This is a genomic window from Acinetobacter geminorum, from assembly GCF_013009345.1.
Lineage (GTDB): Bacteria > Pseudomonadota > Gammaproteobacteria > Pseudomonadales > Moraxellaceae > Acinetobacter > Acinetobacter geminorum.
Map to the genome: position 1 here is coordinate 203,554 of NZ_JABELE010000001.1, position 13,632 is coordinate 217,185.

The 13,632-nt window shown below is 39.1% G+C and carries 12 protein-coding genes; 1 reads left to right on the forward strand and 11 read right to left on the reverse strand.

From position 1 onward, the window contains the following. Window positions 1–157: 157 nt before the first annotated feature. From HJG58_RS00965 to HJG58_RS00980, 4 genes are all read right to left on the reverse strand, one after another. Window positions 158–2,110 (reverse strand): PhoX family protein, encoded by a 1,953-nt coding sequence (locus tag HJG58_RS00965; RefSeq protein WP_170247630.1) that lies wholly within the window; start codon window positions 2,108–2,110, stop codon window positions 158–160. Between the two features lie 175 nt (window positions 2,111–2,285). Then, window positions 2,286–3,056: a twin-arginine translocase subunit TatC gene (gene tatC / locus HJG58_RS00970; RefSeq protein ID WP_032005632.1), complete on the reverse strand. Its 771-nt coding sequence runs from the start codon at window positions 3,054–3,056 to the stop codon at window positions 2,286–2,288. Continuing rightward, window positions 3,053–3,490, reverse strand: a complete 438-nt coding sequence (gene tatB, locus HJG58_RS00975) for a Sec-independent protein translocase protein TatB (RefSeq protein WP_086265047.1) — start codon at window positions 3,488–3,490, stop codon at window positions 3,053–3,055. The genes tatC and tatB overlap by 4 nt, the downstream gene beginning before the upstream one ends. Window positions 3,491–3,502: 12 nt before the next feature. Then, window positions 3,503–3,721 (reverse strand): Sec-independent protein translocase subunit TatA, encoded by a 219-nt coding sequence (locus HJG58_RS00980; RefSeq protein WP_002114991.1) that lies wholly within the window; start codon window positions 3,719–3,721, stop codon window positions 3,503–3,505. A gap of 253 nt (window positions 3,722–3,974) precedes the next feature. Between HJG58_RS00980 and HJG58_RS00985 the strand changes: the two genes are divergently transcribed. Beyond that, window positions 3,975–4,850, forward strand: a complete 876-nt coding sequence (locus tag HJG58_RS00985; RefSeq protein WP_170247631.1) for an AEC family transporter — start codon at window positions 3,975–3,977, stop codon at window positions 4,848–4,850. Window positions 4,851–5,060: 210 nt separating this feature from the next. On the opposite strand, the gene rdgB is transcribed toward HJG58_RS00985, so the two are convergent. The 7 genes from rdgB to HJG58_RS01020 all read right to left on the reverse strand — a co-directional run bounded on the left by rdgB (window position 5,061) and on the right by HJG58_RS01020 (window position 13,517). Then, window positions 5,061–5,687, reverse strand: a complete 627-nt coding sequence (gene rdgB, locus HJG58_RS00990) for an RdgB/HAM1 family non-canonical purine NTP pyrophosphatase (protein ID WP_170247632.1) — start codon at window positions 5,685–5,687, stop codon at window positions 5,061–5,063. Between the two features lie 174 nt (window positions 5,688–5,861). Beyond that, entirely contained in the window at window positions 5,862–6,449 is a 588-nt protein-coding gene (locus HJG58_RS00995; RefSeq protein ID WP_017385717.1) for a tetratricopeptide repeat protein, read from the reverse strand. Then, complete coding sequence (metW, locus tag HJG58_RS01000; RefSeq protein WP_001217230.1) at window positions 6,446–7,039, reverse strand: methionine biosynthesis protein MetW; 594 nt, start codon at window positions 7,037–7,039, stop codon at window positions 6,446–6,448. Before metW ends, HJG58_RS00995 begins: the two co-directional genes overlap by 4 nt. Next, window positions 7,039–8,199, reverse strand: coding sequence for a homoserine O-succinyltransferase MetX (metX, locus tag HJG58_RS01005; RefSeq protein WP_002114709.1), 1,161 nt, complete (start codon window positions 8,197–8,199; stop codon window positions 7,039–7,041). The genes metW and metX overlap by 1 nt, the downstream gene beginning before the upstream one ends. Window positions 8,200–8,282: 83 nt before the next feature. Continuing rightward, the gene (leuA, locus tag HJG58_RS01010) at window positions 8,283–9,980 is read right to left on the reverse strand and encodes a 2-isopropylmalate synthase (RefSeq protein WP_046811427.1); all 1,698 of its coding nucleotides are present in this window, start codon (window positions 9,978–9,980) and stop codon (window positions 8,283–8,285) included. Window positions 9,981–10,438: 458 nt separating this feature from the next. Beyond that, the gene (locus HJG58_RS01015; protein WP_309171548.1) at window positions 10,439–11,122 is read right to left on the reverse strand and encodes a Fe2+-dependent dioxygenase; all 684 of its coding nucleotides are present in this window, start codon (window positions 11,120–11,122) and stop codon (window positions 10,439–10,441) included. A 106-nt stretch (window positions 11,123–11,228) separates the two neighbouring features. After that, entirely contained in the window at window positions 11,229–13,517 is a 2,289-nt protein-coding gene (locus HJG58_RS01020; protein WP_170247634.1) for a TonB-dependent receptor, read from the reverse strand. Window positions 13,518–13,632: the final 115 nt, after the last annotated feature.

The following is a 13,632-nucleotide window of genomic DNA, read 5'->3' on the forward strand; positions in this document are numbered from 1 at the left end:
CTTAGTTTGTGAATGTGACGAGGCGTTGACGTTTTGATGATAAGTTAATGAAAAGTTCTGTAATTTTTCATTTAATTTTCATCAAAAGTAAAAGCTGAATGTAAAAACATTAAAGCTGACCTTAGCCAGCTTTAATGTTTAAAGAGGTTATGAAAAATTATTTAGTTGTGACTGAAGGGGCAATTGGGTCGGCTGTAATATAGCCGACGTTAGCACTATAACCATTATTGTAATTTTGGTTAATTAATGCCTTAACATCATCAGGTACACTGCTGCTATCGCCTGGGTGCTGGAAGTTGCTCATGATGTAAGTCCAACCGTTGATTGAATCTACAGCATGTAAACCTGTTGACTCTGCACCTGCTGGTGTAGAAAGTAAACGTGTTAACTCTTTGGTATCTACATTGTATGCCCATAAGAAGTTATTCACGTGGTTACCTGAGTCCTCACCAATGAATAATGTTCGTAAAGTTTCAGAGAACTTCAGATTGTCTGGGCTAGCAATTTTGTCTGGGTTCGCTGTATTACCTAACTTATCTGCTGTAGCAAGATCTTCACCCATTAGTAGCATATATGAGTAAAGTGGAACCCACTCACTATTGATTGCGCTACCCTCATTGTCTGTAAAGCTATTACCTAATTTGTGTGCAAGCACGCCACCAGCAGTAATTTTTTTAGAGAACGCAACATTATGTCCAGCCACATAACCCTTACCGCCAATGACCATTGAATCTTGAATATTAGCTAAAGCAGAGTACGCAATTTTATCTTTAATATTTACGTTAGTACCTTCCATCTTGGTGAACGCCATACTTGCACCTTTTAGTGCTGCATAACGATGTGTTTCCAAGAAAGCGGCCGCTTTTTCCATACCTGGTTTAAGTTTTACCCAAAGCTGTTTCTTTGCCAAAGTGATTTCAGTATAGCTGGCATCATTTGGATTGGTTGTTAAACTTTCCATGATGTCAGTTGATTTGATCCCACCAGCAACTAAATCCTCAATTTCTTTACTTGTCGCATGGCCAAGTTTGATCCATTGAATGCTAGCAGTTGAGGTCTCAGTTAGGGTATTAATGTATTTAGCAACATAGAGCGTACCTGCCGATAAATCTTTTTCTTTATCAGCAACGAACATGAAGAAACCACCGTTGGTGTAGTCATCTCCCATAAGCGCTGTACGGTTGTCTGGCATAACATGGATAAGTTCGTGAGAAATACGACCTAAACAATAGTGCTTTTTAATACTACCCGTACCATCAAGGTTAACTGTTACTTCTGGCAAATGACCGTAGTTATATGGGTTTGCTTTAGTTTCATCACCAAAGAAGTATTTACCAAGATATTTTGGATCTGTACCGCCAATGCCTTGATTGAATGCATCTGGTTCGTATTCTTCACTTGATAAGTGAGTGTTCCAAGGTGATAAGCTAGCACCGCAAGTAATCCATAAACCGTGTACTGGTGCAGTATCAACGTTGAAGTATTTTTTAAGTTCTAGGTGACCTGTTTTTGGGTCTTGATCCAACGTTAAAATTGCAATTGGTGAAGGTAACTGACCGTAAGTATCACCACCTGCTTGGTCTTTTGAGTTGTACTCAAATTGAACAACGTGAAACACTGGGTTTGCTACGCCTTCAACTTTCGCACCTTCTAATTGAATTAGAGATGAACCATCTGGACAGTCTGAAAAGAATTGACGTTCTTTGCCAGCAATTGATTTATCCATAATTGGATTGCCATTAACATCAAAATAACCACCAGCGATAATTGTTCCACCACCGTGCTTTGGTACGCTATCACCTGTTTTAAAGAAGGGTTTATAAGCGAGTTGGTATTCAGTACTGGTTGAATTTTCCCAATCAATTTTTAATTTAGAATTCACTAAAGTAGTTGCGCGATCTGCTGCAGTTGTTGGCGCTGGCATTGCTGTGAATTTTGCATTTTTAAATTTGCTTGGTTGTGGTGTTGGAGTGATTGCTGAACTGTCATCACTATCATTACAACCTGCTAACGTTGCTGCCGTAGCCATCGCTCCTAATGGTAGAAAAGGAATCCCCGAAAACCATTTTAAAATTTCGCGACGCGTTGGTTGAGTAGAAGCAGTTGTCATAAGAAATCCGTAAATTTTGTGGGTATATTTGTTGAGTTGATTCTATGGACTGAAAATGACACTTTTCTTACATTTTTAAGTCACTTTGAAGACAGTTTATTGCTTTGTAGATTAAAAAGTGTTCTACATAAAAAAGCCTGAACTTGGAGGTTCAGGCTTTTTCTTAAAAACTATTTTATTCAGCAGGATGGGCTTTTCTTTTCTCAAGAATTTTACCAAAGAGTAGACCAAGTTCGAAAAGCAACCACATTGGAATTGCTAACATTACCATTGAAATTGCATCTGGTGGTGTAATAAACATCGCTACAAAAAAGCATCCAACAATGATAAAACGTCTTTTTTCAGCAAGGCTTTTTGTATTTACCACACCGATTAAAATCAGTAGAAGCGTCGCGATTGGAATTTCAAAAGTCAGTCCAAAAACTAAAAATAGCTTTAAGCAAAAGCTTAAGTAGCTATTAATATCCGTCATCGGTGCAACAGTTTCAGGCGATACACTAATAAAGAAATGTAAAATTGCCGGAAGGGTAATGTAATATGCAAAAGCAACGCCCGCATAAAATAAGACAATACTACCGATGAGTAATGGCAGTGCTAAATGACGTTCTTTTTGATAGAGCGCTGGACGAACAAATGACCATATTTCATAAAGAATAAATGGCATTGCCAGCACAAGTGCGACAAATAAATTGAGTTTAAAAGGCGCCATGAATGTTGCAGTGACATCGGTTGCAATCATTGACGAGGAGGTCGGAAGTTGCAGCCTCAAAGGTTCAGATAGTAATTGGTAAGTATTATTTCTAAAAGGTAATAAGCAAAAAAATAAAAATAAGGTTACTCCGACAATCCTAAATAAATGACGTCGTAAAACGACCAAATGGCTCATGATTGGCATTTGGTCTAAATTTTCCTGATTATTTACAGTGGTTGAAGGCAGTTGGTTCATACGGCAATCTTCAATTTAACAGGTGATGTCTCTGAAATATCAGTTGATGATGCTAAAGGCATAAATTTTCTAATGTATGGGACTTTATAATGGCCAGATATAGGAAGACATATCCGAATAGGTTGGGGCACTGATTTGATTGCCTCAGCCTTATCTATATTTTCAGAAATATTCTGCTTTTGAATTTCTTCAAGCTGTTGTTGTACTTTACGTTCTAGTGCTTCAATGCGGTTGAGTTCTTCTTGCATTTCTTTTCGAAACTCAGAAAGACGCAACTCTTGATCAATCTCATTTTGCAAATTTGTAATATAACGTTTTAGGCGAACATACCAACGACCAGCAAAGCGTGCAGCTTCTGGAAGTTTATCCGGGCCTAAAACTAAAATTGCAATAATTGCAAAACAGAGTAGCTCTGTCATTCCTACATCAAGCATGGTCGAAAACCTTTAGCTTTTTACTGATGTGCTGTCAGGTGTTTTGACTTGGGCATCAATTGTACGTGGAGTATTAAGAGCAGTAGTCTCATCTTCTTCACGGACTGATTTTTTAAAGTCTTTTACTGCACCGCCTACGTCTTTACCGATATTTTTTAATTTCGACGTACCGAATAATAAAATAACGACAATTGCAAAAATAACGACATGCCAAATAGATAAACCGGCCATGATCTTATACCTCTTTTCAGTTTGCTTTATATCAACAGGTTGCCATGACAGGAATGTGACATTTATATGTCATTTTTAAGACAATGAATGGCTGCCAAAATCTAAAAAGTTAATTTTATAAACTGCATATCTCCTTTTTTTTATTTATACATAGTTTGAAAAGAGTCACTTAAATTACTTGAAATGGAGAGTACATTGCATTTTGAAAAGGTGTAGCATAGCAAGCTGATTTTAATGAGCAAGAGGAGAGAGCGTGGCGCTACTACTGCCTGTATTGGCATTTATCACAGGACTTCTACTTGCTCAGACTTCGATTGCAGAAACTATAAAACCTATTCTCTCAGCTTGGCTTGCACGACTCCTGATTCCGATTGTGATTATTTACAACATGGTATTTTATCAGCCAGGTAGTTTGAGTTTGATGCTGTTTAGCTTCGGTTCAGCATTTCTTATTTTCTTTGCCTATTTAGCTCTATTTAAAGACAGATTATTAGCGCTATGCGTGAGTTATACCAACATGGGGTGGCTTGGTTTTCCTTTTGCTATGGCTTTATTTGGCCCTGATGCTACGGCTCCTATTGTGGCTTTATATATTGGTATGTCTCTTTTTGGAAATGCATGGGCTGTTACGGCAGTCACCACTGCACCACAAAGTAAGCTCAACATATTAAAAAAGGTTTTAACTTCTCCACCATGTATTTCAATATTTTGTGCACTTTTACTTAGGTCATTAGGTGCTCAACATATCGAGCATCCTGCTATACATTGGGTATATGAAGTTGCCAAGTTTGTCATGACATTTGCTGGTATGTGCGTGCTAGGAATGTGGCTACGCCGTACTCGAGTGCATTTGAAAGACTTAATTTACAGTACTAAAGCTCAAGCATTTAAAGTAGTGTGCGGATTTATTCTCTGTGGCTTAACTTATAGATTTTTACCCATTCCAAATATCAGCCAGCAAATTGGAGTGATGTTTTTAATGTTCTGTCTGCCACCAGCAGCGAATATTGTAGCGCTAGAAACACATTATCAAGGAACTGGTAGATCTGCGGCTTATATTGCTTCGGGGACGATTGTGAGTTGTGTGTGTATTGCGATTTATGCTGTTTTTTTGCATTTTTATTTCTAAGAAAGATGGTTAAACCCGACGGCCTTTGAATCGTGGTTATATGCTTATTTTGTGTATGTAGGCAATATTTACTTTTGTTTCGTCAAAAGTAACAAAACCATTTGTCGAACTGACGACACATCCTTGATGTCGCAGTTCGACAGGCGACATCCATGTCGCCTAGCACGATAGCAAATGGCTTTAACGTTAAACTAAAACTGATATAAAGTTTTACTTCTGCAAGCTCTCTTTAAATAACCGCATCGCTTGCCCACGATGGCTAATCTTGTTTTTGTCTTCTTTAGACAATTCAGCGCTAGAAACTTGTAGCTCAGGCAACCAGAACAGTGGGTCATAACCAAAGCCATTTTCTCCACGTGGCGCTTCTAAAATTTCGCCGTGCCAGATGCCTTGGAAAATTTGTGGTAACGGATCTTCAGCGTGAGTGACTAAAGCAAGTACACATACAAACATGCCTTCAATCGCTTCACCATTTTTACGGTATGGCATAAGATCATTTAATAATTTTGCATTGTTAGCTGCATCGTCACCATGCTCTCCAGCATAGCGTGCTGAGTAAATACCAGGTGCGCCGCCTAAGACTGGTACACAAATACCAGAGTCGTCAGCCATAGCAGGTTTACCTGAAATTTTAGAGGCATGACGAGCTTTAATAATGGCATTTTCAATAAAGCTTAAACCATCTTCAATTGCATCAGGAATATTAAGGCGACCTTGAGGAATAATTTCTACTGGTAACTTAAGCTGTTCAAAAAGTTTTTCAAACTCTGCGACTTTACCTTTGTTATTGCTGGCAAGAACTAAACTGCCCTGATCAAACCAATGTGGGGTAGACATAATAAAACCAAACTTTATAGCTAATATCGAACAGCAGTTATGTTACGTGTTTTTTGGAAGAGGATATAGAGAAAAACAAATAGAATATAAAATGGGATAACCTAAACTAAAGCCACCTTGTAGAGCATACAAGGTGGCTTTAGTCGAGTAAGGTTTTTTACGGATGAACCGTTATTATTGTGCTTGAATCCATTTGTCCGCACGGTCACGAGCTGTACGGATTTGTTCTTGGGTTAAGTTCGCGGCTAGAGCAGTTTTCTTACCTTCAGATAGGCTAATCACTTTATTGTCGAGCATGCCATCACGAGTTGAAAGCTCATACCATTGGTAAGCACCAACGTAGTTTTTCTTTTGCTCTTCCATCATCGCAAGGTTATAGCTTGCACGATTATCACCATTGCTTGCTGCTTTTTCAAAATATTTACGAGCCATAGACTCATCTTTTTTAACGCCAATACCGTCGGCATACATGCGGCCTACGTTTAATTGTGCTGGTGATAAACCTTGATCGGCTGCTGCTTTAAACCATGCGAAAGCTTGTTTCTCGTCTTTTGCTACATCTTTACCATATTGGTAATGGGTACCAAGGTAAAACTGTGCGCCTGCTTGACCAGCTTTTGCCGCTTTCTGAAGATCGTTAATCCCCATTGTTGAAAAGCGTGCGGCCTGACTCGCAACCGATTGTGGCTGGGCGATATAATCTGCATGAGCCTGCATACTTAGCAGTCCTGCAAATAGTGTGCTAAATAATGTCTTTTTCATAGTGCACTCACTCGATAAATAGCGACTTCACCAAACAAATTTGGAACATGTTTGCTTAACAGGCTTCCCTGCTGATTTCCATTGACGGCGAGTCGATTAATAATTTGTATCTGATTTTCAGCACATAGTGCTTCGAAATCTTTAAATGTACATAAATGAATGTTGGGGGTGTTATACCACATATATGGTAGAGCATCCGATACAGGCATCATTCCTTTTAATGCAAGAAAAGAGCGAGTCTTCCAATGTGCAAAGTTTGGAAATGTAATAATTGCCTGTTTACCCACACGCACCATGTCTCTTAATAAAACATCGGGTGCATCTACGGCTTGCAAAGCTTGTGCCATAACCACATAGTCAAAGGACTGGTCTGCAAAGCGGCTTAAGCCGAGATTCAAATCTTGTTGAATAATATTTAACCCGCGACTGACGGCAATTGCAATCTTTTCTTGATCAATTTCTAAACCATAAGCACGAATTTGATGCTTTTGACTCATATGAGCGAGTAATTCACCGTCACCACACCCTAAATCGAGTACGCTTGAGCCGGGTTTAATCCACTTTTCTGCTAGTTGTTGATCAATACGCATTAGCTTGCCTCCAGTGATGTCGATTTTAAGTGTTCTTCACCGCCTAAGAAAGCGCGCATGGTTTTGACATACAGTGGAATAGGAAATAAGAACGAGTCATGACCTTGTTCAGCATCAATATCAAGGTAACTTACAGGCTTATGATTGGTAATAAGCGCATCTACAATTTCTTGTGAGCGGCTTGGTGCAAAACGCCAGTCAGTTGTGAACGAGACAATAAGGAACTGGCATTTAGTTTTGCCCATTGCTTCAGTTAAAGAATGACCGTACTCACGTGATGGGTCAAAGTAATCTAAAGCTTTAGTCATGATGAGATAGGTATTGGCATCAAAGTTACGGCTGAACTGTTCACCTTGATAACGTAGATAGCTTTCGACCTGAAACTCGACATCAAAACCGTACATAAATTTGCCAGATTTTAAATCACGGCCAAATTTTTGTTTCATGGCTTCTTCTGAAAGATAGGTGATATGACCTACCATGCGAGCCAGAATTAGTCCACGTTTCGGGTAACTATCATTTTCTAAATAACGGCCATGATGGAAATCTGGATCAGACAAGATTGACTGACGAGCAACCTCATTAAATGCAATATTCTGTGCTGAAAGCTTTGGTGCACTGGCAATAATCACACATTTTTGCAGGCGGTCAGGGTAGTCTACAGACCATTGTAGTGCTTGCATGCCTCCTAATGATCCACCAACCACTGCATACCAGACATCTACACCTAGACGGTCCGAAAGCATGGCTTGTGTTTTGACCCAGTCACGTACCGTTACTAATGGAAAATCAGGTCCATATGGGCGATTGTCATTTTCAGGGTTTGGTGAGGTCGGGCCAGTTGAGCCATTACAGCCACCAATATTATTTAGCGAAACTACAAAAAACTTATTCGTATCAATTGCCTTACCCGGGCCAATACAACTATCCCACCATCCAGCTTTTTTATCATCTTCGTGGTGATAACCCGCTGCATGATGATGTCCGGAAAGAGCATGACAGATTAAAATTGCATTTGATTTATCAGCATTTAAAGTGCCGTAAGTTTCGACCATTAGTTCAAAACGTGGCAAAACACGATCACATTCAAGGTGTAATGGTTCTTCAAATTGGAACTTTTGCGGAGTGACTAACCCCACTGAATCAGCTGGAAAAGACACGGGAACATTTCGCCTTTTAAATCTTTCAGGAATAAAAAGAAAGGATACCAAGCTAGGTATCCTTTCCAAAGTCTTTTTTTTAATTAAACAGCGGCGGCAACAACCTGATCTGTACTTAAAACACCTTGATCAATCAAACGGTTGGTACACGCAATAATTGCTTCAATGGATGAGGTGACTGTGTTGTCATGAACACCGGCACCAAACGAACCTTTACCAGTACCTTTTACTTGAAGCTCAATTAAGGTTAATGCTTTCGCATTTGCACCAGAACTAATACTACGTTCTTCATAGTTCAATACGTCAATTGGTAATTGAAGAGCATTTAAGAACGCAGAGATTGGCCCGTTACCTTCACCGCGAAGTTGTTGAGTTTCACCTTCGACATCCACATCAAGTTCGATAATCTGAGTACCGTTAATGTCAGATAATTTGTAGTTTTTAACTGTGTAATGATGGTTTTTCACATCAACATAAGTGTCTTTAAATAAGGTCCAGATTTCTTTGGCATTAATTTCAGTACCGTTCTCATCAGCATATTGCTGAACAACTTGGCTGAATTCGATTTGCAAACGACGTGGCAACACAACGTTGTAGTTTGATTCTAATAAATAAGCAATACCACCTTTACCAGACTGACTGTTTACACGAATTACAGCATCGTAGTCGCGGCCCAAATCTTTTGGATCGATTGGTAAATAAGGCATATCCCAGATTTCTTCATTTTTCTGGTATTCGAAACCTTTTTTGATCGCATCCTGATGTGAACCGGAGAATGCAGTAAATACCAAGTCACCTGCATATGGATGACGTGGGTGTACCGGTAAGCCAGTACATTCTTCAACCGTTGCAATCACTTCATTAATGTTAGAGAAATCTAACTCAGGTGCTACACCTTGGGTATACATGTTCAATGCAATTGCTGCAACGTCAACGTTACCTGTACGTTCACCATTACCAAACACACAGCCTTCAACACGGTCAGCACCCGCCATAATGGCAAGTTCTGATGCAGCAATACCACAGCCGCGGTCATTGTGGCAGTGAACAGAAATGATTACGCCATCACGACGTGCCAAATTACGATGCATCCATTCAATTTGGTCTGCATAAACATTTGGTGTAGAAACTTCTACAGTCGCTGGCAAGTTTAAAATCACTTTATGATCTGGACGTGCATCCCAGATTTCTGTGACGGCATCACAGACATCTTTAGCGACTTCTAATTCAGTTGCAGAGAAACATTCTGGACTGTATTGGAAAATCCAGTCAGTTTGAGGATATTGAGCCGCATACTCTTTAACTTTTTGAGCAGCATTAATTGCTAATTGTTTTGCGCCATCAACATCTACATTCAACACCTTTTGACGGAAGGTTGGAGAGTTCGAGTTATAAATATGTACAATCGCTCGTTTAGCACCTGCCAAAGATTCAAAAGTACGTTCAATTAAATGGTCACGTGCTTGAACCAAAACCTCAATGTATACGTCATCAGGAATATGATTTTCTTCGATTAACATGCGAGTAAAATCGAAATCAATTTGAGATGCTGAAGGGAAACCGATTTCAATATGCTTAAAACCAATTTTCACAAGCATTTTGAACATTTTGAATTTTTGTTCCATGTTCATTGGTTCAAAAATTGCTTGGTTACCGTCACGTAAATCTGTACTCATCCAGATTGGCGCTTTTGTAATTTCTTTATTTGGCCATTGGCGATCTGGTAAATCCACACGCTGGTACATACGGCGGTATTTTTTGCTAGGGTCAGCCAACATCATGAGAAAACTCCTTGTCTCGTAGCGCGGTTGCTCTGGATATATTTAAAAGGCAACGTCTCTACTTAATATATGGTATCTAATTCAGAAAAATTAAAGGTAATTTCAAAGTGTTGCTTTAAAAAGCAGACAAAATTTTTATACGCGCGCTTGGCGCAGCATCAGGAGTTGCAGATGATGTCTTGCTTGAGTAGGCTGGGCAAACAAGTAATTCGTTTTCATCTCTAGACCGTGAAATAATAAGTTTGGTGGTTTGCAGGTAATCTTGTTATTTAGATATATCACATCTAAACAATGATTACACCTTGTGCGAAATTCTTATCATAATTTTAGTTAAGTTGTTTAGAAAATAATTTTCTAATTTTGCGCTGTTTTGTTTTTTGTGGGAAATAATTTTCATATTTTTGCCTTATTAAGGTAAAAAAGATTATCTGGTCTTAAAAAGGCAAAAATAAATATAGTTACAGTTCTGACCACATACGGATTAAATTATGATAAATGTTGGTCAGCTTCATGACTTCTGAGTAGTTATCACCGTGTGATTTACGTAGTTCTCGAATGCTCTCATCAAGATTAAATAAAAGGTGGCGTTTACTATCGTCACGGACCAAACTTTGTACCCAGAAAAAAGAAGCAAAACGAGTACCTGAGGTAATGCTACTGACTTCGTGCAGACTAGTAGACGGGTAGAGCACGACATCACCTGCTGGTAATTTAACTTCGTGATAACCATAAGTGTCTTCAATCACTAGGTCACCACCTTCATATTCATCGGGTTCACTTAAAAATAATGTACAAGATAAATCAGTGCGGAGCTGCTCTGAAGTTCCACGAATAAGGCGAATTGAGTTATCTACATGGAAACCAAAGCTTTCATGTTCATCATAACGATTAAAAAGCGGTGGAATAATTTTGTGGGGTAGGGCTGCAGCCTGAAATACTGGATTTTGCCAAATTTCTTTGATGACGAGATCACTTAAATGATGAGTAAGCGGGTCCTGTTCTGAAAGTTGCTGATTTCTTTTCACTGAAGCAGACAAGGTGCCGGCAGTCACTTTTCCACCTACCCAATTGGCGTCTTCCATGAGCTTACGAAACTCGGCAACTTGCTCTTTGCTTAAAACATTGGGGATATGATGAATCACGGCAAACACCTTTTAAATAGATACTTCATTTGTAAAAATAGCCTCATGACGAGGCTATTTTATATGAACTTTAATTAATTCCATAAATAAATTATGGAATTTAACTTTAGTACTTAAAGTTAATCGCTAAGACAGCATTACGGCCATTACCTTCAAACGCGTAGTGAGCTGCATGCGCACTAGTAAAATAGCGCTTATCAGAGATATTGTTGATATTAAGCTGCAAATTCACATTCTTATTAACATCATATTTAGCCATAGCATTGTAAATGGTATAGGTTGGCAGATATTTCGGAGCAGTTGTGTTCACAAAAACTTGATCGCGATATTCAACACCAGCACCTAGAGTCAATTGAGGCATTACTCGGTAAGTAGACCATAGGGTAGCACTGTTTTTCGCTACAAATGGGAGAGGTTTACCTTCTTGAGCAACTGCATTATAGGCAGCTTCGGTAATTTCACTATCTAAATAGCTATAGCCTGTAGAAACATCCCACTTATCGGTAATTTTTCCGTTCAGACTAATTTCAAATCCATCAACTTTACTTTTACCTGCATTGGCAGTCGTAGTAGGGTCAATTTGGATACGTGTATTTTGCTTTTCAGTACGGAAAAATGCTGCTGTTAAGTTCGCACGGTTATTAAATAAGTCCCATTTTGTACCTAACTCGAAAGTACGTGCTTCTTCTGGCTTGAGAGCATTTGCACTCGCACTTGCAGTACCTGAGTCGCTAATAGAATCTGAACCTGTGTCACCCTCAGCAAGCACGCCTACTGGGTTTGCTGACGTAGCATAGCTTAAATAAATACTACCATCTTCTGTTGGTTTAAAAACTAAACCAGCTTGGTAAGAGAAGTAATCTGTATCGCTTTCTAATTTATCACCAGCTTTATGAGGAGTACGTCCACTTACGTCCTTATTATATTTTTTCTCAGTTTCAAATTTATCCCAACGAACGCCTAGGTTAAGTAACCATTGTGGATTAAATTCGATACTATCTAAAGCATACACGCCTACATTATGACTACGAGTGGTCGATTGTGCTGTGATAGATCCACGCTTATCTGTGAAGGCACCATTTCCAGGATTATTTAAACTCGTACACCAGCCATTTGCCACAGCAGCAGCTGAAGTACAGTTTTGAATATTGCTGTCTAAAATGGTCGATGTGGTTTCACCAGCAGCATTAGTAAAAGTATGTACACCTTGGTCAGTTTCTTGGAAGCTCCACTCGGTACCAACATTAAAAGAATGCTTTAAGCTACCTGTGTTGAATTTACCTCTTAAAGAAAGCTGATCGCTATAAGCATCGCTATCTAAGATACGGCTTAACGCACGGCGAGCGATTGTGCCTCTGTAAATGTTACCCTTAGAGTCATCAGCATTCGTATAAACATAATCAGATTTAGATTTGTTGTAGGTTGCTATATTAGACAAGGTAAGATTTTCATTAAAATCATGTTCCAACTTAAACGTACCAATGTGGTTTTCACGTTTGTCGAAATCACGCGCTTTCCAGCCATAGTAGGTTCCAGCTTTTACGTCAACAGGCTTGCCGTCACCAGGAGTTACAGTAACCCCAACTGGAGGTTTGGTTGGGTTTGCATTATTAAATGGAATACCTGCATCAGGTTCATCATTACTACGTAAATAGTAGTAGCTCAGTGTTCCGTGAGTTGCAGTATCTAAGCCAAATGCAAGACTTGAGGCAATACCGGCACGGGCATATTCTGCACCATTACTTTGACCAGCTTTTTCATTTTCGTGACCCATGATAACTACACGACCAGCAATGCCATTTCCAAAGTCTTTGTTGGCATCAAGTTGGATATGACGATAGTTATCAGTACCGCCTTGGATACTGCCTTGATAAACGTCACCTTCATGAGCAACTTTAGGAATTAAGTTAATACTTCCGCCAACGCTACCACCACCACCAAGAGCAGAAGAAGAGCCTTTGATGACTTCTACTTGTTCAATGGCAAACATATCGCGATTTTGAGACGTTGTATTACGAACACCATCAACATAAATAGAAGATTGACCGCTATAACCACGAATGTAAGGCATATCTGTAAACGGGGTACCACCTTCACCAGCACCTAACGTAATACCAGGTTCATAGCGTAACGCTTCGAGTAGGGTATTAGAGTTTGTATCTTTAATTAATTTTTGAGAAAGGATAGAGACTGATTTTGGTGTGTCTTTGAGAGGAACTACGAATTTAGAGTTTGCAGACTGATCTACTTTTAAAGATTCTTCTTGAGTCGCTTTAGCATGAATTGTTGGTAATTGTGAAACTGCTTCTTGCGCGATGGCTGTTGTTGCAATCATTGATAGCGATGAAGCTATTGCAGAAGAAACAATTTTTTTACGTGTTCTAATCAAAGACATAACTTCAGGACTCTAAAACTAAAAGGTTATGCGAATAATAATAATTCTTATTTATATGTACAGTTTGTGTTAATTGGATTTGCCAATTGAATTATGAAGAGAAAATGAATAATTG